Source organism: Nocardioides sp. AN3 (genome assembly GCF_054653495.1).
On record NZ_BAAIGC010000020.1, the window covers coordinates 40,694 to 65,760 of the forward strand.

The window sequence follows — 25,067 nt, forward strand, 5'->3', positions numbered from 1 at the left end:
GCGAACAAAGAAGGAGAAATGATGAGTCTGGACACGACGGCGACGGGGGCAGACGGCTTTGGCCACTACCTCGAACCGACGGCCGTGGCGATCGACCCTCAATTCGTCGCCGCCTATGAGGGTCTTCGAACGGCGGCACAGCGACACGGGTCGCTGACGGTCGCGGAGCGCGAACTCATCGGCCTGGCGGTCAATGCGGCCGTGACACATCTCAATGTGACGGCTGCCGCGCGGCACCTGCGTCGCGCGCTCGACGCTGGCGCTACGCGACTGCAGGTCGTCGAGACACTCCAGATGACCAGCGTGCTCGGCATCCACTCGATCACCGTAGGGCTGCCCATTGTGCTCGACGAGCTCGGCATCGTGTTGTCGGACCGGCTCTCGGACTCTCAGGAGGCAACGAAGAGGATGTTCGTGGAGCGCCGGGGCTCGTGGTCGGACCTGTGGAACAGCGTGATCCAGGTCGACCAGGAGTTCTTCGAGGCCTATCTCGAGTTCTCGGGCGTGCCGTGGGACAACACGGTGGAGGAAGGTGGGCTTTCCCCGAAGATGCGCGAGCTGATCTACGTCGCTATCGACGCGGCTACCCAGCACTTGATGGAACCCGGAATCCGCGGGCACGCACGCAACGCGATCAAGTACGGTGCGACGCTTCGGGACTTCCTCGAGGTGCTCGAACTGGCCGCGCTCGTCGGCATGCAGACCTACATGGCGGGAGTCGACGAGCTCGAGTCCCTGACCAACAGCCCTGTTCGTGAGAAGGAGACCGCCGATGTCTGAGACGCAGCGCCAGATCGGGGGCTACCGGAAGGCCGACCCAGCCCGCCCGGCAGTCGTCCGAGCGGAGGAGTGGACCGCCAACTGGGACGCACCCGGCGCGAGCTCGCCTGGAATGATGAGAGGAATCTGCCGAGGACTGGAAGGCACCAATGTCGCCGTCGGCATGGTCATCATCCCCGCGGGCCAAACGACGCCGCCGCACGACTATTCGGGCGAGCACTTCATCTACCAGCTTCGCGGTGCAACCAGATTCGTCATCGACGACGCGGAGACCGTCGTACGGCCAGGCGATGCACTGTTCATCCCGGCCAACGTCGTCTACCACTACGGCTCCGTCGGCCTTGACGAGTCCGTCTTCGTCAACATCCTCGGGCGACTCGACGATTGGCCTGGTGTCAGCCGGTATGTCTGAGCAGCAAACACGTTACGCAGACCTACCACTGGCCGACGGCGGAGCGCGGAGCGGTTGGGGTGCCTTCGGCGCTGAGGACGAAGTCGGCACCATCTCCAGACTCACGCCCGCACGTGTTCGCGAGGCCGCGAGGCTCGTCCGGACCGGCGACGTGTTTCCGCTGAATGCGCCGCTAGACGAGTTCGACCCGCCACTCTTCGGGCGCGCCCCGCTGAGCCGGACGATCCGTCGCGCCCAAGGCGGTCTGGGTCTGGACGACGTCTACCATGACTTCAACCCGCAAGCCAGCAGCCAGTGGGACGGGCTCGGTCACTTCGCGTTCAAAGAGGACGTGTTCTTCAACGGTGCCTCTCTCGCCGAGGTCGAGGCAGGTCGCAACGGCATCGAAGCATGGGCGACGCGCGGAATCGTCGGACGAGGTGTGCTCCTCGACCTGTGGGAATCGGCGTCGAAGAGCTATGACCCCGGATCAAGCCACACCTTCGGACCAGAGGACCTCGAGGCGGCACGAAACGCGGCTGGCGTCGAGCATCGGCCGGGGGACATCTTGTTGCTCCGGACAGGTTTCCTCAATTGGTATCGGTCCTTGGACCGGAGCGGGCGCGAGAAGCTGGCCGACAAGACGGCCCTGAGGGCCTGCGGGCTCGAACACACCGAACGGATGGCCTCCTACCTCTGGGACCTCGAGCTTGCCGCGGTCGTCGCCGACAACCCATCCCTCGAGGTCTGGCCCCTACAACGAGAGGAGTGGCCGTTCGGTGCCCTACACCACGTGCTCATCGCACAGTTCGGCATGGCGATCGGCGAACTGTGGGACATCGAAGCCCTAGCGGCTGCCTGTCAGGCGGACGGCCGCCATGAGTTCCTTCTCACCAGCGCCCCCCTCCACGCGCGCGGAGGGTTCGGTTCGACAGCGAACGCACTCGCCATCAAGTGACTCCTCATGTCCGGCCGGATACGGGGCCGGGCATGATGGGCCTATTCGTCCCAGTAGAGAGGAGCGCCGGCGGAATGGACAACGCGACGCGTTGGAAGCAGGAGATCAAGAAGCTCCCCATCGAGGACCGGAAGCGAGACATCGTTCTGGCTGCCGCACGTCTGTTTCACCGGACAGGCTTCCACAACACGAGCATGCGAGACATCGCAGAGGAAGCTGGCCTGGCAAAGGGCAGCATCTACCACTACTTCAAGCGCAAGGACGAGATACTCTACTTCGTGCTCGAGGAGTGGGTTGCCATGCTCAGCGACCGCCACGATGCACGGGTCGACGAGGGCGCAAACCCCAGTGAGCTTATCGAAGGGGTCATCAGCGACATCTTCGAGCTGATGGCGGAACACCGCGGCCACGTAGCGGCCTTCTTCGAGAGCTATCGCGACCTCGCGGACCAGGATCGGAGTGTCGTCCGGGACCACAGACTCATCTACCGGGCGAAGATCGAGGAGGCGTTCCGGCGAGGAATCAAGTCCGGAGAGTTCAAGGAAGTCGACGTCAAGCTCGCGACCCTAGCCTTGTTCGGCATGTGCAACTGGGCCTACCGCTGGTACACCCCCGACGGGCCGTACTCCGCGAAGCACGTCGCCTCCCAGTTCTGGCTGCTCTTCCGAGACGGTGTCGGTCCGTAGGGCACGGGGGCTCGCCTTGGAAGGCAATGGCGAATGGACATCAAGATGGTCGGATGCGTCGATGGCTGAATCCACTTATCCCGTCAGCGCCCGCGTCGCTCGCGCGGCGTTGGTCGAGCTGGACCAGACGGTGACGCGGTCCGTCGATAACACATGGGCGTCAATTCCGGCCTATAGCGGCTGTGGAGACCCCGCGCTTCACGAGGATCTCAGGTGCCACGTCGACGCGGTCTTCCGCGTGATACTCCAGACGGCGCTCGACGGCCGAGAGGCCCGATCGACCGACTTTCGCGTCACACAGCAGCAAGCGACCCGTCGCGTCGACCAGGGAGTCGGGCTTGCCGACGTGCTGCGCGCCTTCCGCATCAACCAAGTCATGCTTTGGGAGAGCCTTCTTTGTGCGGCGTCGAGAGAGGCACGCGGTAGCGCTGCGGTCGGGCTGCTCGCCTCCCATGTCATGCAGGTCATCGAGATGGGAAGCTCGGTTCTCACCGATGCGTACCTGGACGCTCAGGAGCTCAACCTCGCTGACTCCGATCCTGCGCTGCGGGTCGTCATCGACGAGCTACTGGCTGGAAACGAGCCGACAGACGCCGAACAACGAGACCTCGTGAGGTCCGCAGGGCTCCATCCCGGGACTCTCTACGTGGTCCTGTCGGCAGTGACCTGTCGTGACGCAACCCGGGCGCGTATCCACGATGCGCTTCGTGTGCTGCGCCCGGCGATCACGCACCGGGCGCGAGGTCTGGTGGCTGTGCGAGACGCCGAGATCGTCGGCGTCGCCCCGCTTGCCGGCACCGACGTGCGGCACCTCATCGATGCGGCCCGTCGTGCCACGGACCTCGCGGCCCGAGCGGACACGGACTTGTCGGTCGGACTGAGCACAGTGCGCACAGGATTCGCCGAGATGCGCGCGGCCTATGACGAGGCTGTCTCAGCTCGCGAAGGTCTCCAGGGACGCGTTGGCGTACTGGCCCTCGCCGAGCTGGGAACGTTCGACTACCTGGTGCTGAAGGCCGCCTCTCATGCGTCTCCTCTGGTGCGCCAGAAGGTGCGCCGTTTCGTCGAGCAAGACCGGGCGCAGGGGAGTGTCTTGATCGACACACTGCTGGCGTACACCGCGTGCGACCTGAACGTGCGGCGCACCGCTTCGCAGCTCAATGTCCATGTGAACACAGCTCGATATCGACTCGACCGGATTGCGGACCGCACCCACTGCGATATCCGCAAGTTTTCGGACGTCGTGGATCTGCTCTCGGCCGTGCGGATGCTTGGTTCAACACGCGTCGAAACTTCTCCTCCGGAGGGAGAGTCCCACCGTTAAGGCGACGCTGATCGCCTGTTGGCCCGGACCCTCCCGCGGGCGGCCCGGAAGGCCTGAGGCGCCGCGCATGAAGATACTGACTGACGGTCTTGGTCGGTGGCATCAGGAGGCATCCGGCCACTTCGCCTCGATGAACCCAAGGGGTAGCTCGACCCAGAGCCGACGCAGCTGCCGCGCTGCATGGCGGACCGGCATGCCGGTCTCGATGTCGAACGCCTCGCCGTTGCGGGCCGCGCCTATCAGACAGCTGTACCGAGGTTGCGCGGTAGCCGCAGGCTCGCTTAGCCTGAGCCTGAACGGCACTTGTCAGACATCTGGCCCGGAGGCTGGAGCGGTGCCCGCAGGAGGTCGCAATGGCGACAGTCGGTTGTTTCGGAGTGATGCATCAGCAGTGGGCGTCGGCGGCGATGTCGGATCGTGAGTCCGTCGAGCAGACCGTGGCGGACGTCGAGCTCGCCGAGGAGCTGGGCTTCGACTCGTTCATGTTCGGGGAGCACCACTTCCCGAAGGGGGACTTCCCGGGAAGGATCGCCTTTCCCGAGCACGTGATGGCGTTCGCCGCCGCCCGCACCGAGAGAATCAAGCTCGGCACGGGCGTCAAGGTGATCTCGTTCGAGAAGCAGTGGCGAGTCGTCGAGTCGATGCTCACCCTTGATCTGCTCGCCCAGGGACGCACCTTCTATGGCCTCGGCGCCGGAGGCGACGAGCCAGCCGTGTTCTTGCCCTACGTCTACAGCTCCGACGAACGGCGAGCCGCATTCAGGGATGCGATGACCGAGCTGCTGGAGCTCCTCCGCACGCAGGGGCGCTCGCGCTTCGAGGATGCGCTCGGCCCCGTGGACGTCGACTCAAGGACCCTGCTCGACCGCTTGTGGGTGGCTGCCCGGGATGAGCCGACGATCGAGTTTGCCGCACGGAACGGGATGAACTTCGTGATGGGCCAAGCCGAGATCCCGGCAGCGCAGGGACCTTATATCGAGACCTACCGCAATGCCGGAGGCCTCGGGGAGACCAGGGCGGTGCGGATCATCGTGGTCGCCCCCACGGACGAGGAGGCAGTCCGTCGAGCGAGTGCGAGCTACGCGGTGTACGCGGACGGGGACCCGCTCAAGGACCGCTACTACTTCGAGGCCGTGCAGAAGGGGTTGTTCAACTCCGAGGAGCCTGTCGACTTCCCGGACGCGCTGGAGCGGCGGGGCTATATCGTGGGCAGCCCAGAAAGCGTCGCCGCACAGCTGGACTCCTACCGCGCCGAGGTGCGGGCCGACCGCCTCGATGTGATGGTGCACCTGCCCGAGCTGAGCCCGGCCGAGGTCCGGGAGTCGCTGCGCCTCTTCGCCTCCGACGTCGCGCCTCGCATGACCGAGAGCGCTGCCGCGCCGCAGCCGGTCGCCTGAGGCCGGACCGTGCCCGTACTCACCTACCCGACCTCGGCCATCGTCGGCGCGACGGACCTGGGCAAGACCGTCGCCTTCTTCTCGACGATCGGCATGCAAGCGACACGGACCATCAATCTGCCTGCCGAAGCAGCAAGCGCCCTCTACGGCCTGGACGGGCCAACCCGCCAGGTGGAGATGACCACGCCAGGGTCGAATCGGACCGTCCGTGTCGTGGAGACCCCTCACGAGGCAGAGCCGTTCGCTCCGCTGCGCGGCGGCCCGTACGCACTGGACTTCTTCTCCAGTGACGTCGAGCTCACCATGGCGTCGGTGATTGCTGCGGGCGCGCACAACGTCAGCGGCTTCGTTGCCTGCGGACTCGAGCCCTCGAGGCACGTCGACGCGGCGAACTGGGGCAAACGCTACGAGTGCCTGTTCCAGGGGCCGGACGAGCTCACGCTCTACATCACCGACATCGAGCGTTCGCCCAACCGCTATCACAGTGTGCTCGACGACGACCCCGACCGCGTGCACTCGGAGCTGATCGAGATCTGCTGGGTGGTCGACGACCTGGGGCGCGAGCGTGCCTTCTGGACCGAGGAGGTGGGCGTGGAGATGGACTTCCACGGGTACGCCGAGAACCAGGCGATGGTCGAGTTGATGTACCACCCCGAACCCATGCTGCTGGAATGCATCAACATCGTCGACGCCGGCTCGAATACCAAGGTCGAGTTCATGGGATACCCCGACCAGACGATCGACATGGTGGCGAACTGGCCGCTGCGCGGCGGATTGTTCGGCTCCCTGTACTGGGCCGACGACCTCGACAAGGTCATCGACACACTGCCCTCCGCCCGCTTCACCGACCCGATCTGCTACCAAGATCCGCGCGACGGCTGGGTCCACGCGGTGACGGCGGAGTCGCCGACGGGAACGCGGTTCGAGGTGCGCTGTCGGATCGACGGACCACGTTCTTGATTCATCTCACCAGGCAGGGGCGCAGACCACAGTCTGCGCCCCTGCGCCCCTGCCCTCCCCAGGAGCCTGATGCATGCCGACTCGCGCCGAACGCCGGCGATCGCCCTCGCGGGTGTGTTGTTCCTAGCCTTCAACCTCCGGCCGGTCGCTGTGTCCGTCGGCCCCCTGCTCGACCAAGTCTCCGAGGGCACCCACCTCGGTCCGATCGGGCGAAGTCTGCTGGCCACGCTTCCGGTGCTGGCCTTCGCGCTCGTCGGGGCGTCGGCGCCGCTCCTGGCCCGCCGATTCGGCGCCGACCGAGTCGCGCTCGCTGTCACAGTCACCTCGGCCGTCGCGCTCCTCGCCCGAGCGATCGTGCACACCGCGCTGCCGTTCCTCTGCCTCACCTTTCTGGCGTTGGCCGCAATGGCCATCGGGAACGTGCTGCTTCCCTCGCTCGTACGGCGCTACTTCCCGGACCGAATCGGCCTGGTCACCGCGCTGTACTCAACCTCGTTCGCCCTCGGAGTCGCAGCGGCCTCGGCTCTGACGGCGCCGATCGCAGCGGAGCTCGGCTCCTGGAGATGGGGCATCGGCATCTGGGCCGGGACAGCCGTGCTCGCCGCACTACCCCTGCTGATGCTCGCGCGCGACAGGCGGGTCGAAGTCCCGACCCCGTCGCCGCTCACCCTGGCGATGGTGGCGCGCACCCGCATCGGCTGGCTCGTTGCAACTGCCTTCGGGCTCCAAGCGGTGCAGGCCTACACCATCTTCGGTTGGCTGGCCACCGTGTACGTCGACAGCGGTACGTCGAGCGTGGACGCCGGCTTCATGCTCGGTCTCATCACCGCCACCAGTGTGCCGCTTTCATTTCTACTGCCTACGGTCGTCTTGCATGGCCGCCACACCGGCTTGCTCTCGATCGGCGTCGTTTCCTGCTACCCGATGGGCTATCTCGGCCTTCTCCTGACACCGCACGCGACACCCTGGTTGTGGGCGGTGCTCATCGGCGTTGGACAAGGGTCCTTCCCCATGATCATGGCCCTCATCGCCCAGCGTGCTCGAACACCCGACGGCACCGCAGCGCTCTCCGCCTTCGCCCAGTCGGTGGGCTATCTGTTCGCGATCCCGGGGCCATTCCTGGTCGGCATCGTCCACGAGGCGACGGCTGGCTGGACGGCGCCGTTGATCGGACTCAGTGTGCTGGTCGGTGCACTCGCGGTGCTCCTCGCAGCCGCCTGTCGCAGCGGCACCGTCGAAGACGAGCTGGCAGCCGCTCAAGGTGGTCACGACGTCCGGCACCGAGCCCTTCTGAAGTGACCCGCGGGGACGGGATCCCAGCAGCGCGTGGACGGCCTCTGGCCTCGCCGAACCGACCGACCCATCAGACATCTCAGCCTACGTCGCCGGGTGCTCAACGAGCACCCGGCGACGGCCGCTACACCTCCCAGAGCTCGAAGCAGACGGAGCCGCTCGGAGAGCGTCCGGCGACGACCCGCTGAGGGCCACGGCCCCGGTCGGCGGTGACGACCGGAGCGAAGGTCGCACTCGGCAGCGCCCGCATCGTCGCCGCGAGATCATGAACGTCGAACGCAACGCTCTTCAAGCCGCCGCGAAGCTGGTCGTGCGGATACGGTGTCAGCGTCTCCTCGGGATAGGAGAGCAGCTCGATCTTGTGATGGCCGACCGCATCGGTGACGTGCACGCAGCGCAGCGGCGAGTTGCGTGGCGTGAACATGAGGGCCTGCATCTCGTCAAGCTCCGGCACCTCGTCCAGCACGACAATCATGCCGACCTCATCGCGCCAGAACCTCAGCTCGAGCTCGATGTCGCCGACGACCCAGACGACCTGCAGCAGCTCGGAATGTGTGCGGGCACTGTCGGTGGACAGCAGCGTGGGCCAAGGGTTGGTCGTGCGGCGGACATCGGTCAAGAACAGGCGCAGCTCCTCGGGCCCGATGACCATGAGCTCGTGGGTGATATGGCCGGTCTCCTCGGGGGCGTGGAATGCCGGGTCGCCGGTGTATCCCACGAGCCGTGAGGTGGTGGTCCCACCGGCAGCTGCGAGCATGCTGAGCGAGAGCTCGAGGTCGCGACTGTAGTAGTCCACACCGTACGGGCCCTCCTGCAACGGGACGAAGGGCAGCGCCGCATGCGGCGTCTGCACGACCCTGATCGTGCCAGCGGAGCCGGGCTCCTCGATCAGCAGCTGCTCCGATGGGCCACTGATGCCGTAGAGGTGCTCGCTCGCCTCCGGGGACAGCACTGGCAACCGCCTCGGCTGTCCGCCGAACACGCCGAGGAACGCGGCGATCGCGCCCATGTCCTGCGCACCCATGACTGCGCCGGAAGGCGCGGGCAGTACGGAGTTCTTCATCGGTTCCACTTCCACTCTGGTCAGTCCACTTGACTGACAAGTGAAGGGATCGTATCAGCGTCGTGCCATGGATCGGATCATCGCGTAGCGGAACGCCTCGGATCTGTGACGCTCTGCTGCCCAGTAGCCAACGCTGCCGGACTTCGTGATGCCGGTGACGTCCAGGGACAGGACGGGGTCGCCGGGCTCGCCTCTCATCACTCCTGCGTCCTCGCCGAGCACCCTCGCGCCCAGCCAGACCGTCTCCCAGTTCGCCGCCGGGTTGCCGAGCAGCTCACACAGCTCGAAGACCGAGAGCCGGGCGTCGACGTCCGACTTGCTCAGGTTCTTCGCCCGCAGCGGGATCGCGTCGTTGGCGAGGATGACCGGGACCTCATCGGCGAGCCATACCTTCTTGGTCCGCAAGACCTCTTGACCCTCGACAAGGCCGTACTCGGCGACCTCCTTCGAGGTGGCCGTGGTCCAGCGGAGCTCGAGCAGGTCGACCTTCGCTTCTTTGCCCATCGCGGTGATGAGGCGGCCGTTCTCGACCTTCTCGTCCAGGCGCGCAGGAATGTCGAGGAGGGCTCGGTTGATCGCAGTGTCCGCGCCTTGACGGCGGGTGATGTAGCCACGCTCCTCGAGTCGCACCAGTGCTTCGCGCAAGGCCGGTCTGCTCGCAGTCAGCTCCTCGGCGAGCGCTGGCTCCCCGGGCAGCAGCTCACCCGCCACCGCCGCACGCTGCCACAGCGCTTCCAGTCGACTGCTCAGTGGCGCCTGCTTGTCGCCGGGCGAAGTCGAGTTCTCATCAGACATGTCGTCGAGCATAGAACCATCGAGCGTCACCGGCCCGCTCAATCGCCGGTTGCGCTCCCGGCGAGTGTCCGGTCTCGAGGGTTCAAAGGAAAATGTTCCCGACTTGTCAGACAAGACTAGGCAAGCACTTGTCTGACGTGTAGCGTCCCATGCACGAAGCTGATCCACCGCGGAACAGCAGGACTCTCGTGTCAGGAAGGCACCATCCATGAAGACTCTGCGATTGAGGCGCCTCGTCGCCGCAGCGATCGCCCTGGCCGGAGTCGCGGCTGCAAGCGCCTGCTCCGCCACCGCCAACGGATCGAGCAGTGATCCGGGAACGTCGCTGACCGTCGGCCTCAGTTACATCGGCACGGTCGAGCACTACGGGCCCTACTACGCCGAGGCAAGCGGTCTCTACAAGAAGGCCGGGCTGTCCGTCACGGTCCAGCCCGGGAGCGACACCCACCCCGCCACCCTCCTGCAAGCGGGACGAATCGACATCGGCGTCATGGACGCACCCGACCTGCTCCAGGCCGTCGAGAAGGGCGCCGACCTCGTCGCGATCGCCACGGAGTTCCAAGAGGCCCCGTTGGCGATGATCTGCCGGCAGGACTCGGGCGTCACGTCCATGAGCCAGCTCGCTGGTCACCGAATCGGGCTGAAGACCTACTCTCGCCCGTACCTGTCGCTGCTGGCACACGCGGCCGGCACCAAGCCTTCCCAGCTCGACGTGGTCCCGATCGGCAATGCGGATGTGTCGACGATCATCGCGGGGAAGGTGGACTGCATCTTCGCGACGTACGCCTTCAACGAGCCGCGCGCGATCGAGTCCCAAGGCGTCAAGGTGAACGTCATCACGCTGGCCGACATGGGCTTCCCGGCTCAGGGCAACGTCTATGTGGTCACGCGCAAGACGCTGGAGAAGCGGCGCAGCGATCTCGTGGCCTGGGTCAAGGCGACTGCGGACGCATGGTCGACGTTCCTCGACGACCCGCAGAAGGCGGCGTCGTACATGGTGCAGAAGCAGTTCGCGACGGGCCTCGACCTGAGCCAGCAGAAGTACCAGGCCACCGCACAGGTTCCCTACATGACGGGGAAGTGGACTGCGGCACACGGCCTCCTCGCACTGGACCCGGCCGCCTGGACGCAGACCTCGGAGGTGGCCGCCAAGGAGGGGCTCACCACGAAGGTCGTCGACCCGGCGCCCCTGCTGGACGACCTGACCGCTGCAGCCGAGACCCCGAAGCGCTGAGGAGGCACGAGGATGAGCGAAACGCTGAACGAACCGCGCACCGCGCTCACCGCCGAGCAAGCGGCCATCTCCTTGCACGACGTCGCCGTCACCTACAGGCGCCGCGGCCAGGTGACGAATGCCGTGCACGACTGCAACCTCGAGCTGCCCAACGGCTCCTGGATGGCGCTCTTGGGCCCTTCCGGATGTGGCAAGTCCACCTTGCTGCGGGTGCTGGCCGACATCATCCAGCCAACCGCGGGCACGGCCCTGCTCAGCGGCAAGACCCCGGCACAGGCGCGCGCCCAACGCGAGTTCGCACTGGTGTCACAACAGGCCGCGATGCTGCCCTGGCGCCGGCTTCGCGAGAACGTCGGCCTCGGACTCGAGGTGGCCGGCGTCGCCAGGCGGGAACGTGAACAGCGCGTCGACGAGGTCATCGACCTGGTCGGCCTCGCCGGCTTCGAGCGTGCCTACCCCCACGAGCTCTCCGGCGGCATGAAACAGCGCGCAGCGATCGCGCGTGCCCTCACCCTTCGACCGAACCTGCTCTTGATGGACGAGCCGTTCGGTGCGCTCGACGAGCTCACCCGAGAGCGCCTCAACTTCGAGGTCCTGCGCATCCTCGAGGAGACCGGCGCCGCTCTGGTGCTGGTCACCCACTCCATCTCCGAGGCGATCATCCTCTCCGACACCGTCGCAGTGATGTCGAGCCGCCCCGGAACGATCTTCCACACCGAACAGATCCCGTTCGGCCGTCGGCGTACGTCCGCGATGCGGGACCATCCGAAGTTCGCCGAGATCGAGGGCGTCCTGCGGCACAAGCTGATGGACGAAGCCTGATGAGCGAGCGTCTCGGCCAAGCCGGCCGGTTCGTCCTCGCCGTCGTCCTCGTCGGCGTGGCATGGCAGACGGTCTCCGGCCTCGGGCTGGTGAAGGTCTACGTGCTTCCGCCACCGACGGACGTCGTGCGGGCCTTCACCGACCATGAGTCCACGATCCTGCATCACGCCTCCGTGACACTCGGCACCTCGATCGCGGGGCTGCTCGTCGGAGCGATCCTCGCCGCCGCGGCCGCCCTTGCCATGGCCTACTCCCACGTCCTGCACCGCGCGTGGCACCCGCTCGTCGTCATGCTCAGCGCCTGCCCGATCATCGGCGTCATCCCGATCCTCGTCGTCGCTTTCGGCGACGGGCTCGGCCCCCGCATCGCCGTCGCCGCCGTCGCCTCCTTCATCGTGACAGCCCTCTACCTGGTCAACGGGCTCAGCCGCACCGATGCGCTGTCCGACGAGCTGATGCACAGCCTCAACGCATCCGCGGGGCAGCGACTGCGCAAGGTGCAGGCGTTCGCAGCCGTCCCCTACCTGATGGCCGCCCTCAAGCTCGCCGTCTCCACCTGCGTGATCCAGGCAATCGTCGCCGAGTGGATCTCAGGCACAAGCGGTCTTGGCTACCTGGTGCAGTTCGCCGGCTACAGCTTCCGGATCGACGTCATGTGGGCCGCCGTGATGACAGCCGTCGTGATGACCCTGGCTCTCCTCGGTCTGCTCTCGCTCATCGAGTCAGTCTTGTTCCCGTGGGCCGCGATCGAAGGGAAGTCACTGTGAAGTCGACGATCAGATCCATCTGGCCACCGGCGTCAGTCCTCCTCGCCATCGTGCTGGCCTGGCAGGCCGCGGTCGTGGCCCTAGACGTCAGCCCCTTCGTCGCGCCCTCGCCCACCGCGGTAGCCACGGCGCTCGTGAACAACCTCTCGACGATCGTCGCCAACACCTGGACGACGCTCGCCGAGGCCGGCCTGGGGCTGGTGTTGGGCAACGTGGCAGCCGTAGCGGTGGCGATCCTCTTCCTCTACGTGCGACAGCTCCGCGAGCTGTTCTTCCCCATGCTCCTCGCTCTCCAAGCGATGCCCATCATCGCGGTGGCACCCATCCTCATCCTGTGGCTCGGCCCCGGTCTCCTGTCGAAAGCGCTGCTGGGAGCCTTCATCACCTTCCCCATCACCCTCGTCAGCCTGGCCAAGGGCTTCGAGTCCTGCCCGCGCGAGGTCCGCGAGCTGCTCTACTCACTCAAGGCGACCAAGCGGCAGGAGATCACCCTCGCTCTTGCACCGGCCGCGCTCCCGATGTTCATGGCCGCCCTCAAGCTCGGTGCAGCGACCGCCGTCCTGGCAGCCCTCGCCGCCGAGTACGTCGGTGCACAGAAGGGGCTCGGATTCCTGATCCAGGATGCGCAGACCAGGCTCGAGGTGCCGCTGATGTGGGGCGTCGTGCTCGTCGTCATGGTGGTCGGAGTCGCCGCCTACGCACTGTTCGCCGCTCTCGAGCGAGCCCTGCCCGCGGAGACCACGACCACGCCGAGCCGCTCCTGACCAGCTCGCTGGTCCCCACGACGAGTTCCGGCCCGAGCCGGGACCGAAACAGAAGGATCAAGTCCCATGACCAACCACCTGACCAAGCTCGACGGGCGGATGCTGCGGAGACTGTTCTCGACAGTGCCCTCAGGTGTCGTCGCACTGTGCGCACGCGTCGATGGGGAGTACGTCGGGATGGCGCTGAGCACCTTCGTGCCCGTATCGCTCGACCCGCCGCTCGTCTCGGTGTGCGTCCAACGCACCTCACGAACGTGGCAGCGGCTCGGTCGTGCGCCGCGGCTCGGAATCAGTGTCCTGGGCGAGGCCCACGACCTGGTGGCACGCTCGCTGGCGATGACGGAGGGGGATCGCTTCGCAGACGTCGAGACCGTGACCACGAACGACGACGCCGTCTTCGTGGCTGGCACCGACCTATGGATCACCGCGCAGATCCACCAGACCGTGGTGGCGGGGGATCACGCCATCGTCGTGCTGGAGATCAAGGACATCACGATGAACGAAGGTGGTGAGCCGTTGGTGTTCCACCGAAGCAAGTTCCGCCGGCTCGAACCGGCCAGCTGACCGACGTGGTCGGCGCCCAGGCGCTGATACTGGCCCTGGTCTCCGCTCTCGCAGCGGGGATCGCTGACTTTCTCGGCGGCCTGGTCGCGAGGCGAACAGGACCGTTCACCACGGCCGTGATGTCGCAGGGCACAGCGGCCCTGGGGTTCGGCGTCATCGCCCTGACCCATCCGGGGACACCACAGGTCACCGACTGGTTCGTGGCCGCCGGCTCCGGAGTGCTCGCGGGTGCCGGAAGCATCTTCCTCTTCCGCGGCCTGTCCCGAGGTCGTGCCGCCGTGGTGGCACCGCTCTCCGCGATCGGCGCCGCTGCAGTGCCGGCCGCGGCCGGGCTGCTGCGCGGCGAGCGACTCACCATGACCATGCTCCTGGCGCTCCTACTTGCGGGGCCGGCGATCGTGGCGCTGTCCTCGGTCTCCGGACCCGGCTCAACCCATCGCGGCATTCTCGACGGCGCGTTCGCGGGCCTCGGACTCGGTGGCAGTCTGGCGGTGCTCACCGGGTTGTCGGGCCACGCTGGTCCGCTGCCCCTGGCCATGGGTTCCCTCACAGCCGTCGTGTCCGTGTCGGCAGCCGCCCGGCTCCGTAGTGAACACTGGCTGCCCGACGATCGGGCAGGCTGGGCGGCCGCAGCCATCGGACCGATCATGGTGACGGGGCTCGGCAGCTTCGTCCTCGCCGTCCGGTCAGGTCCACTCGTCGTCGTCTCGGTCGTCGCCGCCTTGTATCCAGCGGTCACCGTGCTCCTGGCCCTCACCGTGCTCCGGGAACGCATGACCCGGCTGCAGGCCCTCGGGCTGTTGTTGTCCGGGGTGGTCCTCATCGCGATCGCCAGCGGGTGACGGTGGCTCACGGCTCCACCTGGCGCTCGACCCGCTCCCAGCACACCCTTCCCGCGTTCTCTCCCCCCTCCTATCGGCCCATTGACAACGAAGAGGCTCTCCACGTGACGCAGTACCACGTGACCAACCCTGCGACCGGGCAGCTGCTCCGCACCTATCCCACCCAGACCGACGAGCAGGTGGATGCGGCGATCGCCGCCGCGCAGCATGCGTTCCTCTCCTGGAGTCGCGCCAGCGGCGTCACCGACCGGGCGATGCTCATCGGCCGGGTCGCCAAGATGCACACCGAGCGCCGCATCGCCCTCGCCACGGCCATGAACGAGGAGATGGGGAAGCCGATCCACGAGGCGCTCGCTGAGGTCGACTTCAGTGCCTCGATCTACGCGTACTACGCGGAGAATGCGGAGACGTTCCTGGCCGACGAACCCATCAACTTGCGGGAGGGGGAGGGCAGCGCACTGATTCGCCGTCAGCCTGTCGGCGTACTTCTGGGCATCATGCCCTGGAACTATCCGGTGTATCAGGTCGCCCGCTTCGCCGGACCCAACCTCGCGCTCGGCAACACCGTCCTCCTCAAGCACGCGCCCCAATGCCCGCAGTCGGCAGCGTTGCTGCAGGAGGTCTTCCTCGAAGCCGGATACCCCGAAGGCGCCTACACCAACCTCTACGTGAGCAACGGGCAGGTTGCGCAGATCATCGGCGACTCACGGGTTCAAGGCATCTCCCTCACCGGCTCGGAGCGAGCCGGGTCCGCCGTCGCCCAGATGGCTGGACGCCATCTCAAGAAGGTCGTGCTGGAGCTCGGTGGCTCGGACCCGTTCCTCGTCCTCAACGTCGACGACCTCGATGCGACCGTGGAAGCTGCACTCGCCGCGCGGATGGAGAACATGGGCCAAGCCTGCAACGCGGCAAAGCGCATCATCGTGCAAGAGGACCGCTATGACGACTTCGTCGCCACGTTCACGCGCAGCGTCCTTGCCATCAGCCCGGCCCCACTCTCCTCGCTCGCGGCGGCCGAGCGGCTTGAGGAGCAGGTTGCCCAAGCTGTCGCCGAAGGCGCGACGCTGGTGTCGGCCGGTCAGCGCGACGGCGCGCACTACCCGCCAGGAGTGCTCACCGGCGTCTGCCGCAGCAACAGCGCGTATAGAGCAGAGCTCTTCGGCCCGGTCGCGATGATCTTCAAGGTTCGTGATGAGGCCGAGGCGATCGAAGTCGCCAACGACCCCCCTTACGGCCTCGGCTCCTACGTCTTCACCACAGACCCAGACCAGGCGGCTCGGGTCGCCGACCGGATCGAGGCCGGCATGGTGTTCATCAACGGGGTCGGTGCCGAGGGGGTGGAGCTTCCGTTCGGCGGTATCAAGCGGTCCGGCTTCGGCCGCGAGCTCGGCCGCCTCGGCATCGACGAGTTCGTCAACAAGAAGGTCATTCGTACGCTCGCCTGAGATGGTCGCCTACTGCGGCTCGCCCGTCGGTCTGTGCGATCGGTCTCAGAGCGCTGGTCGGTCCACCGAGGACGCATGCGACGGTTTCCCGACTGGTGGACGCACCGCGGCCGTTTGAACGGAGCGGGAGGCTCTCGAGACTGCGTACCGCGTGCGGAAGTCCGCCGGGTGGGAGCGTCGCGCCCAGAGGTGTAGCACCGAATCGCGCCGGTGTTACACTTCGGGTATGCCGACCGCGCGCCCCCGTTACGCGATCACGGAGACCGACCAGATCCATGAGGCGTTGCGCGTCGCCGCCGAGCAGTGGCCCGAGGACAAGGAGAACCCACGCGTGCTGCTCCTGCACCTGGTCGAGACAGGCCTGGTCGCCCTGCGTCGGGAGGGGCGGATCCCTGACCCGCGCCGCCAGGCGGTGCTAGAGACGGCCGGCGCGTTCGGCGACCTCTATCCCGGGGGCTACCTGGACGACCTGCGACAGGACTGGCCCGAGTGAGCGTCCTCGACGCCAGCGTGCTCATCGCACACTTCGCCGCGCACGACGAACACCACGCCACCGCGACCGCCCACCTGGCAAGCACCACCGACCTGTGGATCGGCCCCCTCAACCTCGCCGAGGTCCTGGTCGCCCCCGCCAGAGCCGGCCGCTTGGAGGAGGTCGCCGAGGCCGTCCAGCAGATCGGCGTCCAGGAGGTCCCGATGCCGCCGCAGGCCGCCGTGCAGCTCGCCGACATCCGCGCGCGGACCGGTTTGAAGATGCCCGACTGCTGCGTCCTGCTCACCGCCCAGCAGACCGGCGGGGCCGTGGCGACCTTCGATGACCGCCTGCGTCGCGAAGCTGCGAATCTCGGACTCAATATCGTCACGTGGCCCGACGTCCCTCAAGGCACGTCCAGCGATTCCTGACGGTAGTGCCGGTCGCCGTGGTCCCCGCATCACCGAATCCGGGGACATGAGAGCACGCGGGGCGAGGCGGGTGGAGTCGGAGGTCGCTCCGTGCGTTCGACGGTGACTTGGACTTGAATAGCGGCCGTGGGAGTTGCGGACGTCGTCGCCGAGCTGTGCAGCACGTTGTTGGCGGACCTGAGCGATGAGCGCCGTACGACGTTCCGGTTGCGCACCGAGCGGTGGTGGGCTGACCTGTGTGACGGCCTGGCGACGGCCTATCCGGACCCTGAGGCGCTCGCCGGTCGACTGCTGACGCAGGCGGCACAGGCCTACGCCGTGCGCGAGGCCGATCTGCTCGAGCTCGACGAGCGTCGACTGCTCGAGCCCGACTGGCTCCAGCAGCCCCGGATGTTCGGGTATGCCTGCTACGCCGAACGGTTCGCCGACGATCTCGCCGGCGTCGAGCGACGGCTCGACTACCTGCAGCAGCTGGGGGTCACCTACCTCCACCTGATGCCGCTCCTCCAGCCGCGTCCAGGTGACAACGACGGTGGCTACGCCGTGGCGGACTACCGCTCCGTGCGGCCTGACCTGGGCACGGTCGAGGACCTACGCGCCTTGGCCGGGGCGCTGCGTGAACGTGGGGTCAGTCTCGTGCTCGACCTGGTCCTCAACCACGTCGCCCGCGAGCACGAGTGGGCACAGGCCGCGCGACAGGGCGATGAGAAGTATCGGGCCTACTTCCACATCTACCCCGACCGGTCCGAGCCGGATGCCTTCGAGGCGACCCTGCCCGAGGTGTTCCCTGACTTCGCCCCGGGGAGCTTCACCTGGGACGCCGACCTGTCCGGCTGGGTGTGGACGACCTTCAACGCCTGGCAGTGGGACCTCGACTGGTCCAACCCTGATGTGGTGGCAGAGCTGGTTGACGTCGTGCTCTTCCTCGCCAATCTCGGCGTGGAGGTGCTGCGGCTGGATGCGATCGCCTTCCTGTGGAAGCGGCTGGGAACGGACTGCCAGAACCAGCCGGAGGTCCACGGCATCACTCAGGCGTTGCGCGCTGTCGCCCGGATCGCGTGTCCGGCCCTCGCGTTCAAGGCGGAGGCGATCGTCGGTCCCCGCGACCTGGTGCAGTACCTCGGCGTCGGGCCGCACACCGGGCGGGTGAGCGACCTGGCCTACCACAACAGCCTCATGGTCCAGGCGTGGTCGATGCTCGCCTCGGGCGACACGGTGCTCGCGCGGCAGGCGCTCGCCGCCCTCCCGCCCAAGCCCACCACGGGGACCTGGATCACCTACGCCCGGTGTCACGACGACATCGGCTGGGCGGTCGATGACCGCGACGCCGCCGCCGTCGGCCTCACCGGTGCGGGCCATCGGCACTTCCTGGCCGAGTGGTACGCCGGACAGCACCCCGGCTCCTGGGCCCACGGTCTGGTCTTCCAGCACAACGAGGAGACCGGCGACAAGCGCATCAGCGGCACGGCTGCCGCGTTGGTCGGGCTCGAGAGCGAGGAGAGTGAGGCGAACGCCAACGACGCGAACGAAGCCGGGCTCGCCCGCTTCTTCCTCGTGCACGCGCTGATCGCCGGATGGGGAGGCGTCCCCGTCGTGTGGAGCGGCGACGAGTTGGCCCAGCCGAATGACGAGCACTGGGACGCCGAACCGGGGCACGAGTCCGACAACCGCTGGGCTCACCGGCCGCGGCTGGACTGGTCTCGGGCCGACTCCAGGGCGGACCTGCGGACGGCGCCCGGCAAGGTCTTCCAGGGGATGGCGCACCTGGCCCGGGTGCGGTCGAGCCTCCCGCAACTGCACGGATCAGCGCCCAGCGAGGTGCTGCCGGACACCGACGACGGGGTGCTGGCTGTCCTGCGCGCGCACGCGAGCGGGCCGATGGTCGGCCTCTACAACGTCACGGCAGAGCATCGACCCTTCCCGATGCACCGTCTCCACGATGCCGGACTCGCCTCGCCGTACGAGGCGCTCAGCGGCTATCCGGTGGCGACCGGCGAGGACGGGATGATCTGGCTGCCGCCGTACGCCGCCTGGTGGGTCGTCGACGACCCGACGCAGTGAGCGCTTGCCTACCAGCACTGGATGTCCGAGCACTGGTACGCCGGCCCTGGGGACGGTTCCTGCCAGGGCCGGCGTACGCATCTGGGCCGCGGACGGCAGCTTCGGGTCAGACCAGCTCGAGGTCGGCGCGCTCCTGGAGCTCGGCCCGGGTGGGTGGATTCGCGCCGGGCCGGCTGACGGCGATGGCAGCGACGGTCGCGGCGTAGGTGAGGACGTCGGTCCACCGGACCGCGTCCATCGATCGCAGCCCGTCCCGGCCGTCGGATCCGAGGACGCCGAGGGTCCAGAGCCGGTCGATGACTCCGGCGCAGAAGGAGTCGCCGGCGCCGATGGTGTCGGCAACGGCGACCCGAGGCGCGGGAACTGTGGCAAGCCCATCGCGCGTGATGCAGACAGCACCTGCGCCGCCGCGGGTGACGATGACGGCCGCGGGGCCACGGTCGAGGAGGCGGCGGGCAGCGTCGGTGACCGACACGTCCGGCATCAGGTGGGCGAGGTCCTCGTCCGAGGCCTTCACCACGTCTGCCAGGTCGATGACACGTTCGACGCGCTCCCACAGCGTCCGGGAGCTCCCCATGACGGCTGGCCGGATGTTCAGGTCGTAGGAGATCGTCGCGGTGGGCGAGAGCCGTTCCAGCACGTCGAGGACCACCGAGGCGCCAGGTGCCAGGACGGCACCGAGCGAACCGGTGTGGACCACGCACGCATGGGGCGTCTCCAACGGCAGTGCTGGCTGCCAGCGCAGGTCGAAGGAGTAGGAGGCGCTGCCGTCAGAGCCGATGGTCGCGGTCGCGGTCGACGTGGGAGTGCCCGGCCGCTGGGGGAACATCAGATCCACGTGCTCGGTGCGCAGATGGCGGGCGACGAGGTCGCCGTACCGATCGTCCCCGATGTCGGTGAGCAGGCTCGTCGGGCGCCCGAGCCGGGCCAGCCCGACCGCGACGTTGGCCGGGCTGCCGCCCGCATGCTCGCTCACCGCACCGGAGCGATCGTGGACGATGTCGACCAGGGCCTCGCCGATGACGAGCGCTCTCCGATCACAGTCCGTCACGACGTGGCCTGCCGAGGCGCCTTGACAGCGAGCACCGGGCAGTCGGCCTCCAGGAGCACCACCTGGGAGGTGCTTCCGGTCAACAGCTTGCCGACGGGGGAGCGTCGACGGACACCGATCACGATCAACGTGGCCGAGTAGGTGCGCTCGGCGAGGAGGATCTCATCGGCAGCAGATCTGCCGTTGGTCGCCTGGGCGATCTCATGCCGGATCCCGAGCTGGGTGAGCTGCTCGTCGATCGCGTCGAGCTCGGCCGCGGTCGCGAAGTCGGGGTGGTTGTAGTTCCCGTCGTGGCCGGTGTTGACCACGACGAGCCTCGCGTCCGAGCTCCGGGCAGCGTCGATCGCGGCGTCGAGGGCCGCGAGGCCGGTGGGCGTCGGCACGTAGCCGACCACCACCGTCATGACTGCCGCCCCGGGGTCTCCGCCAGCGTGGTGGCACCGGTCATGATCGCGACGGCCTCCGACATCGTGTGGGACTGCGGCGTGATGACGCCTGCGGACCTGCCGAGCCGCTGGATCTGGATGCGGTCGGCGACCTCGAAGACGTTCGGCATGTTGTGGCTGATCAGGATCACCGGAAGTCCGCGGTTCTTGACCTCCTGGATGAGCTTGAGGACCTGGCCGGTCTCCTTCACGCCGAGGGCGGCGGTCGGCTCATCGAGGATGACGAGCTTGGTCGCGAAGGCAGCGGCGCGGGCCACCGCGACGGCCTGACGCTGCCCGCCGGACAGCGTCTCCACCGCCTGGCCCATGTTCTGGATGGTGCCGATGCCCAGATCGGCGACCGACTTCTCGGCGCTCTCGCGCATCCCGCGCTTGTCGAGCATCCGCAGCACCGACCCGAGGGCGCCCTTGCGGCGGAACTCCCGGCCGAGGAAGAGGTTGCTGGTGATGTCGAGCGCCGGAGCGACCGCCAGGGTCTGGTACACGGTCTCGATCCCAGCCTCTCGGGCGTCCTGCGGCCGTCGGAACGAGACCGGCTTCCCGTCGAGCAGGAGGTCGCCCGCGTCGGGCACGTAGGCGCCGGTGAGGCACTTGATGAGCGTCGACTTGCCGGCCCCGTTGTCCCCGATGATGGCCAGCACCTCGCCGGGATAGAGCGACAGGTCGACACCGTCGAGGCCGACGACGCGCCCGAAGGTCTTGACCAGGGAGCGGGCCTCGAGGACAGGGGTACGACGGTCCGCTGCCGTGCCCGGCTCCTGGATGATCTCGCTGGTCATGCCCGCACCTTCCTGATCCACTGGTCGACCGCGACGGCGGCGATGACGAGGATGCCGATGGCCAGGACCCGGTACTGGTCGTCGACGCCTGCGAGCGAGAGGCCGCTTCGGAAGACGCCGACGATGAGGGCGCCGATGAGCGAGCCGATGACGAGGCCCCGGCCTCCGAAGAGGCTGGTGCCACCGATGACGACGGCGGTGATGCTCTCCAGGTTGGCGTCGGTCAACGCGTTCGGGCTCGCCGATCCGGCACGGCCGATGAGGATCCAGGCGGTGACGCCGAAGATCAGCCCGGCGGTGACGTAGACCGAGAGCAGCACGCGGCTGACGCGGATGCCGGCCAGTCGCGACGCCTCCGGGTCGTCCCCGACGGCGTACACGTGCCGGCCCCAGGCCGTCTGTCCGAGGACGAAGGCGGCAATGACGTACATGACCGCCACCAGGACGACTCCGGTGGTGATGTCGAACTGGCCGATGCGGAACGTCTTGCCGGTCCAGTTGAGGAGGGCCGGCATGGACGACCCCTGGATGCTCTGGGCGTTGGAGTACAGCAGGCCGAGCGCGGTGAAGATGCTGAGGGTGCCGAGGGTGACGATGAACGGCGGCAGCTTGAACCGCGTGACCAGCACGCCGTTGAGGAGGCCGCCGAGAGTGCCGACCGCGAAGCCGGCCAGCAGGGCGAGCCAGCCAGGCCAGCCCTGCTCGGCCGACAGCTTCGCCATCACCATCATGGCCAGGATGGTGAGCGCTCCCACCGACAGGTCGATGCCGGCGGTCAGGATGATGAGCGTCTGCCCGATGGCGAGCGCCGCGACGACGGCGACCTGCTGCAGGACCAGCGAGAGGGACTGCGGGCTGGAGAACCGCGAGTTGATCGAGGCGAACACGATGAAGGAGACGATGAGCACGAGCAGGGGGCTGATCGTCGGATGGGAGTGCAGCACGTGCTGCACCATCTGGAGCGGGGAGCGACGCCGAGCCGCGAAGGTCTCGGCCGCCGTCGCCGGCTGATGGGACATGGTGGTGGACATGAGTGGTTCTCCCTCTCGTCGTCAGCCGACCGAGCCCCAGCAGATCTTGCTGGCCTCATCGGTGTTGATGCTGTCGACGCCGTCGACAGGCTGGTCGGTCACGAGCTGGGCTCCGGTGTCGAAGAAGTCCAGGCCCTGGGTGGTCTGCGGCTTCGCGCCGCCCTTGGCGACCTTGGCGATGGCGTCGACACCGAGCTGGGCCATCTTCAGCGGATACTGCTGCGAGGTCGCCGCGAGCGTGCCGTCCTTGACCTTGCTCACACCGAGGCAGCCTCCGTCGACCGAGACGATCGTGGCCTTCTTGCCCGCGGCGCCGAGTGCCTCGCTCGCGCCGATGCCGGCGGGCTCGTTGATGGAGTAGACGAGGTTGATGTTCGGGTTCTTCTGCAGGGAGCGCTCCATGGCGCTCTTGCCGTCGGGCTGGGCCCCGTTGGTGGGCTCGTTGCAGGCGATGGTGTAGTTGCCGCCGCTGTAGGTCCCGGTCTTGGCCTCGTCGCCGTTCTTGGTCTTGTCCTTGACGTCGATGCCGAGCCCGGTGAGGAAGCCCTGGTCTCGGTTGTAGTCGACCGAGACGACCTTGTCGTTGAACAGATCCAGGAGGGCGATCGTGAGGTCCTGCCCCTTCAGCTTCTGGCCGGCCCACTTGCCGATGAGCTCGCCGGCCTTGAAGTTGTCGGTCGCGAAGGTGATGTCCACGGTGTCGGCGGGGTCGGGCGGGGTGTCGAGCGCGATCACGTAGAGCCCGGCGTCGCGGGCCTTCTTGATCGCGGAGTTCACACCGGGCCCGTTCGGGGTGATGAGGATGCCGTCGTCACCGGCGGCGATCGCGTTCTCGATGAGCGTGATCTGGCCTTCCTCGTCGCCGTCCTCCTTGCCCGCCCCGACCGACAGCTTCACGCCGTCGGCCTTGGCGGCCTTCTTCGCACCCTCCTGCATGGCCACGAAGAACGGATTGATCGAGTCCTTGGTGATCAGGGCGACGGAGACCTTGCCGCCGCTGCCTGACCCGGAGTCGGAGCCGCCACACGCAACGAGCGTGGAGGTCGCGAGCACGGCGATGCCGGCTGCTGCTGCGCGGCGAACGAAGGTGGTGGTCGTCATGGGGGCGTGGCCTCTCTGGTCGGCGTCGTCTGCCTCGGAAGACGGCATGACAACGTTGTCATAGGACAGTACGCCACACGATTCCGCCCTGTGTCAAGCGTCACATCCGAATGGCTATGCTGTGCCGAGACATCGTTGTCAGACAGGAGATCGGCGATGCGGAAGCGAGCCACCATGACAGACGTCGCCGCGCTTGCCGGTGTCGCGCTGAAGACCGTCTCGCGTGTCATCAACGGCGAGCCGAACGTCTCGCCCGAGGTGGTCGAGCGTGTCCGACGCGCTGCTGAGCAGCTCGACTACCGACACAACCTCGCCGCCAGCAACCTGCGCCGCGGAGTGCGCACGCAGACCATCGGCGTCATCCTCCACGACCTCAGCAACGAGTTCGCCGCCGCGCTGCTCCGTGCCATCGACGACCGTGCGCGTGCGGACGGCGTGGCCGTCATCGCCTCGAGTCTGGACGACAGTCAGGAGCGCGAGCGCAACCAGGTGCTCGAGCTGGTCACCCGCCGCGTGGACGGATTGGTCTTGATGCCTGCCAGCGACGACCAGACCTACCTGACGGCGGAGATCCACGCCGGCCTGCCCGTGGTCGCCGTCGACCGGCCCGCGGCTGGCGTCGCTGTCGACACCGTCCTCGTGGACAACCATGACGGCGCGCTCGCGGCCACCAGCTATCTGCTCGACCGCGGTCACCGGCGGATCGCCTGCCTCACCGACCGGTCCTTCCTCTGGACGGCTCGCGAGCGTCGGCGTGGCTACCTCGACGCGCTGGCCCGGGCCGGCGTCGAGGTCGACGAACGCCTGCTCGTGGGTGATGTGACGTCGGCCGATGCCGCATCGCAGGCCATCTCCGAGCTGCTTCGCCTCGACGCTCCGCCGACGGCTGTCTTCACCGCGCGCAACGAGCTCTCGGTCGGAGCGCTGCGAGCCGTTCGTGCCCACCCTGACCCGCCCCTCGCGATCGTCGGGTTCGACGACTTCCCGCTCTCCGACCTGGTCGAGCCTCCCGTCACGGTCGTGCAACAGGATGTCGCCGCCGTCGGTCGTGCCGTCTGCGACCTCCTCTTCGAGCGGATGAACGGAAGTGTGCGCCCTCCCCGGACGGTCATCGTTCCGACCAGGTTGGTCGACCGGGGCTGATAGGCCTCGGGCTTTGTGACCGGGTCCAGCCGCGGCGGCGACGTCAGTCGTAGAGCCTACAAAGTCCACGACATCTCAACGAGTAAAGGCCCGTTGCCTACGCGACAGGAATTTCCGAAGTCGCGGCAAGGTCTTGTGAAGGGGCTCGAATCGACGCTATCTTTCCGGCACCGCGGGCCCACTGGTCCCGAACGGAGTCACAACTGAACAGTGCGCCGCACAAGCCGAAGCGGGAGAGTCCCGGTCGCAACGCGACTGGGCGCCGAAGGAGCAACACTCCCCAGAATCTCTCAGGCCCAGCTACCGCTCCGGTGAGGCGACTCTGGAAAGTCAGGACCTGTGCGTCCTGCGCCAAAGGTGCAAGCCGTCGAGGTGACGGTGAAGCTCTCAGGCATCGATGACAGAGCGGGGAGGTCACCCCTCTACGGGGCCGTCATCGCGCGGTCCCTCGACACCTGGGAGCCTCC

General features: G+C 67.4%; 26 protein-coding genes and 1 riboswitch. Of the genes, 19 read left to right on the top strand and 7 right to left on the bottom strand.

The window, feature by feature from the left end:
* Positions 1-21 precede the first annotated feature (21 nt).
* The 8 genes from ACYQ1K_RS19285 to ACYQ1K_RS19320 all read left to right on the top strand — a co-directional run bounded on the left by ACYQ1K_RS19285 (position 22) and on the right by ACYQ1K_RS19320 (position 7,795).
* A complete protein-coding gene (locus tag ACYQ1K_RS19285; RefSeq protein ID WP_459984883.1) occupies positions 22-780 on the top strand; it encodes a carboxymuconolactone decarboxylase family protein in 759 nt (252 codons plus the stop codon).
* Positions 773-1,192, top strand: a complete 420-nt coding sequence (locus ACYQ1K_RS19290; protein WP_459984884.1) for a cupin domain-containing protein — start codon at positions 773-775, stop codon at positions 1,190-1,192. Before ACYQ1K_RS19285 ends, ACYQ1K_RS19290 begins: the two co-directional genes overlap by 8 nt.
* Positions 1,193-1,343: 151 nt before the next feature.
* A complete protein-coding gene (locus ACYQ1K_RS19295; protein WP_459984885.1) occupies positions 1,344-2,129 on the top strand; it encodes a cyclase family protein in 786 nt (261 codons plus the stop codon).
* Between the two features lie 74 nt (positions 2,130-2,203).
* Positions 2,204-2,815 carry a TetR/AcrR family transcriptional regulator gene (locus tag ACYQ1K_RS19300; RefSeq protein ID WP_459984886.1) on the top strand — a complete coding sequence of 204 codons (612 nt, stop codon included), beginning with the start codon at positions 2,204-2,206 and terminating at the stop codon, positions 2,813-2,815.
* A 16-nt stretch (positions 2,816-2,831) separates the two neighbouring features.
* Entirely contained in the window at positions 2,832-4,139 is a 1,308-nt protein-coding gene (locus ACYQ1K_RS19305) for a PucR family transcriptional regulator (protein WP_459984887.1), read from the top strand.
* Positions 4,140-4,519: 380 nt separating this feature from the next.
* Positions 4,520-5,536, top strand: a complete 1,017-nt coding sequence (locus tag ACYQ1K_RS19310) for an LLM class flavin-dependent oxidoreductase (RefSeq protein WP_459984888.1) — start codon at positions 4,520-4,522, stop codon at positions 5,534-5,536.
* Positions 5,537-5,545: 9 nt separating this feature from the next.
* Positions 5,546-6,496 carry a hypothetical protein gene (locus tag ACYQ1K_RS19315; protein WP_459984889.1) on the top strand — a complete coding sequence of 317 codons (951 nt, stop codon included), beginning with the start codon at positions 5,546-5,548 and terminating at the stop codon, positions 6,494-6,496.
* A 69-nt stretch (positions 6,497-6,565) separates the two neighbouring features.
* Positions 6,566-7,795: an MFS transporter gene (locus ACYQ1K_RS19320; protein WP_459984890.1), complete on the top strand. Its 1,230-nt coding sequence runs from the start codon at positions 6,566-6,568 to the stop codon at positions 7,793-7,795.
* Positions 7,796-7,913: 118 nt separating this feature from the next.
* On the opposite strand, the gene ACYQ1K_RS19325 is transcribed toward ACYQ1K_RS19320, so the two are convergent.
* Positions 7,914-8,852: a hypothetical protein gene (locus ACYQ1K_RS19325; protein ID WP_459984891.1), complete on the bottom strand. Its 939-nt coding sequence runs from the start codon at positions 8,850-8,852 to the stop codon at positions 7,914-7,916.
* A 54-nt stretch (positions 8,853-8,906) separates the two neighbouring features.
* Positions 8,907-9,647: a GntR family transcriptional regulator gene (locus ACYQ1K_RS19330; RefSeq protein ID WP_459984892.1), complete on the bottom strand. Its 741-nt coding sequence runs from the start codon at positions 9,645-9,647 to the stop codon at positions 8,907-8,909.
* 208 nt (positions 9,648-9,855) lie between these two features.
* On the opposite strand from ACYQ1K_RS19330, the gene ACYQ1K_RS19335 reads away from it, so the two are divergent.
* The 10 genes from ACYQ1K_RS19335 to ACYQ1K_RS19380 all read left to right on the top strand — a co-directional run bounded on the left by ACYQ1K_RS19335 (position 9,856) and on the right by ACYQ1K_RS19380 (position 19,049).
* Entirely contained in the window at positions 9,856-10,881 is a 1,026-nt protein-coding gene (locus ACYQ1K_RS19335; RefSeq protein WP_459984893.1) for an ABC transporter substrate-binding protein, read from the top strand.
* A gap of 12 nt (positions 10,882-10,893) precedes the next feature.
* Complete coding sequence (locus tag ACYQ1K_RS19340) at positions 10,894-11,703, top strand: ABC transporter ATP-binding protein (protein ID WP_459984894.1); 810 nt, start codon at positions 10,894-10,896, stop codon at positions 11,701-11,703.
* Positions 11,703-12,470, top strand: coding sequence for an ABC transporter permease (locus ACYQ1K_RS19345; protein ID WP_459984895.1), 768 nt, complete (start codon positions 11,703-11,705; stop codon positions 12,468-12,470). Before ACYQ1K_RS19340 ends, ACYQ1K_RS19345 begins: the two co-directional genes overlap by 1 nt.
* Positions 12,467-13,234 carry an ABC transporter permease gene (locus tag ACYQ1K_RS19350; protein WP_459984896.1) on the top strand — a complete coding sequence of 256 codons (768 nt, stop codon included), beginning with the start codon at positions 12,467-12,469 and terminating at the stop codon, positions 13,232-13,234. The genes ACYQ1K_RS19345 and ACYQ1K_RS19350 overlap by 4 nt, the downstream gene beginning before the upstream one ends.
* 66 nt (positions 13,235-13,300) lie before the next feature.
* The gene (locus tag ACYQ1K_RS19355; RefSeq protein WP_459984897.1) at positions 13,301-13,798 is read left to right on the top strand and encodes a flavin reductase family protein; all 498 of its coding nucleotides are present in this window, start codon (positions 13,301-13,303) and stop codon (positions 13,796-13,798) included.
* 5 nt (positions 13,799-13,803) lie between these two features.
* Entirely contained in the window at positions 13,804-14,640 is an 837-nt protein-coding gene (locus tag ACYQ1K_RS19360) for an EamA family transporter (RefSeq protein WP_459984898.1), read from the top strand.
* Positions 14,641-14,744: 104 nt separating this feature from the next.
* Entirely contained in the window at positions 14,745-16,085 is a 1,341-nt protein-coding gene (locus tag ACYQ1K_RS19365; RefSeq protein ID WP_459984899.1) for an NAD-dependent succinate-semialdehyde dehydrogenase, read from the top strand.
* Between the two features lie 226 nt (positions 16,086-16,311).
* On the top strand, positions 16,312-16,578 hold the full coding sequence (locus ACYQ1K_RS19370) for a hypothetical protein (RefSeq protein ID WP_459984900.1): 267 nt from the start codon (positions 16,312-16,314) through the stop codon (positions 16,576-16,578).
* The gene (locus ACYQ1K_RS19375) at positions 16,575-16,988 is read left to right on the top strand and encodes a type II toxin-antitoxin system VapC family toxin (RefSeq protein ID WP_459984901.1); all 414 of its coding nucleotides are present in this window, start codon (positions 16,575-16,577) and stop codon (positions 16,986-16,988) included. The genes ACYQ1K_RS19370 and ACYQ1K_RS19375 overlap by 4 nt, the downstream gene beginning before the upstream one ends.
* 126 nt (positions 16,989-17,114) lie before the next feature.
* Positions 17,115-19,049, top strand: a complete 1,935-nt coding sequence (locus ACYQ1K_RS19380) for an alpha-amylase family protein (RefSeq protein ID WP_459984902.1) — start codon at positions 17,115-17,117, stop codon at positions 19,047-19,049.
* Between the two features lie 106 nt (positions 19,050-19,155).
* Here ACYQ1K_RS19380 and ACYQ1K_RS19385 read toward each other — a convergent pair whose 3' ends face one another.
* From ACYQ1K_RS19385 to ACYQ1K_RS19405, 5 genes are read right to left on the bottom strand one after another with little or no spacing between them, the layout of a single operon-like run.
* Positions 19,156-20,100: a carbohydrate kinase family protein gene (locus ACYQ1K_RS19385; protein WP_459984903.1), complete on the bottom strand. Its 945-nt coding sequence runs from the start codon at positions 20,098-20,100 to the stop codon at positions 19,156-19,158.
* On the bottom strand, positions 20,097-20,504 hold the full coding sequence (locus ACYQ1K_RS19390) for a universal stress protein (RefSeq protein ID WP_459984904.1): 408 nt from the start codon (positions 20,502-20,504) through the stop codon (positions 20,097-20,099). The genes ACYQ1K_RS19385 and ACYQ1K_RS19390 overlap by 4 nt, the downstream gene beginning before the upstream one ends.
* Positions 20,501-21,325, bottom strand: coding sequence for an ATP-binding cassette domain-containing protein (locus ACYQ1K_RS19395; RefSeq protein WP_459984905.1), 825 nt, complete (start codon positions 21,323-21,325; stop codon positions 20,501-20,503). Before ACYQ1K_RS19395 ends, ACYQ1K_RS19390 begins: the two co-directional genes overlap by 4 nt.
* Entirely contained in the window at positions 21,322-22,356 is a 1,035-nt protein-coding gene (locus ACYQ1K_RS19400; protein WP_459984906.1) for an ABC transporter permease, read from the bottom strand. The genes ACYQ1K_RS19395 and ACYQ1K_RS19400 overlap by 4 nt, the downstream gene beginning before the upstream one ends.
* Positions 22,357-22,377: 21 nt before the next feature.
* A complete protein-coding gene (locus tag ACYQ1K_RS19405) occupies positions 22,378-23,457 on the bottom strand; it encodes a substrate-binding domain-containing protein (protein ID WP_459984907.1) in 1,080 nt (359 codons plus the stop codon).
* Between the two features lie 156 nt (positions 23,458-23,613).
* On the opposite strand from ACYQ1K_RS19405, the gene ACYQ1K_RS19410 reads away from it, so the two are divergent.
* On the top strand, positions 23,614-24,600 hold the full coding sequence (locus ACYQ1K_RS19410; RefSeq protein WP_459984908.1) for a LacI family DNA-binding transcriptional regulator: 987 nt from the start codon (positions 23,614-23,616) through the stop codon (positions 24,598-24,600).
* Positions 24,601-24,820: 220 nt separating this feature from the next.
* Positions 24,821-24,916, top strand: a riboswitch (glycine riboswitch).
* Positions 24,917-25,067: the final 151 nt, after the last annotated feature.

Coding starts and splice junctions, on each gene's coding strand:
- ACYQ1K_RS19285 (WP_459984883.1), top strand. CDS start 22: ATGAGTCTGGACACGACGGCGACGGGGGCAGACGGCTTTGGCCACTAC.
- ACYQ1K_RS19290 (WP_459984884.1), top strand. CDS start 773: ATGTCTGAGACGCAGCGCCAGATCGGGGGCTACCGGAAGGCCGACCCA.
- ACYQ1K_RS19300 (WP_459984886.1), top strand. CDS start 2,204: ATGGACAACGCGACGCGTTGGAAGCAGGAGATCAAGAAGCTCCCCATC.
- ACYQ1K_RS19310 (WP_459984888.1), top strand. CDS start 4,520: ATGCATCAGCAGTGGGCGTCGGCGGCGATGTCGGATCGTGAGTCCGTC.
- ACYQ1K_RS19320 (WP_459984890.1), top strand. CDS start 6,566: ATGCATGCCGACTCGCGCCGAACGCCGGCGATCGCCCTCGCGGGTGTG.
- ACYQ1K_RS19325 (WP_459984891.1), bottom strand. CDS start 8,852: ATGAAGAACTCCGTACTGCCCGCGCCTTCCGGCGCAGTCATGGGTGCG.
- ACYQ1K_RS19330 (WP_459984892.1), bottom strand. CDS start 9,647: ATGTCTGATGAGAACTCGACTTCGCCCGGCGACAAGCAGGCGCCACTG.
- ACYQ1K_RS19335 (WP_459984893.1), top strand. CDS start 9,856: ATGAAGACTCTGCGATTGAGGCGCCTCGTCGCCGCAGCGATCGCCCTG.
- ACYQ1K_RS19340 (WP_459984894.1), top strand. CDS start 10,894: ATGAGCGAAACGCTGAACGAACCGCGCACCGCGCTCACCGCCGAGCAA.
- ACYQ1K_RS19345 (WP_459984895.1), top strand. CDS start 11,703: ATGAGCGAGCGTCTCGGCCAAGCCGGCCGGTTCGTCCTCGCCGTCGTC.
- ACYQ1K_RS19355 (WP_459984897.1), top strand. CDS start 13,301: ATGACCAACCACCTGACCAAGCTCGACGGGCGGATGCTGCGGAGACTG.
- ACYQ1K_RS19370 (WP_459984900.1), top strand. CDS start 16,312: ATGCCGACCGCGCGCCCCCGTTACGCGATCACGGAGACCGACCAGATC.
- ACYQ1K_RS19390 (WP_459984904.1), bottom strand. CDS start 20,504: ATGACGGTGGTGGTCGGCTACGTGCCGACGCCCACCGGCCTCGCGGCC.
- ACYQ1K_RS19395 (WP_459984905.1), bottom strand. CDS start 21,325: ATGACCAGCGAGATCATCCAGGAGCCGGGCACGGCAGCGGACCGTCGT.
- ACYQ1K_RS19400 (WP_459984906.1), bottom strand. CDS start 22,356: ATGTCCACCACCATGTCCCATCAGCCGGCGACGGCGGCCGAGACCTTC.
- ACYQ1K_RS19405 (WP_459984907.1), bottom strand. CDS start 23,457: ATGACGACCACCACCTTCGTTCGCCGCGCAGCAGCAGCCGGCATCGCC.
- ACYQ1K_RS19410 (WP_459984908.1), top strand. CDS start 23,614: ATGCGGAAGCGAGCCACCATGACAGACGTCGCCGCGCTTGCCGGTGTC.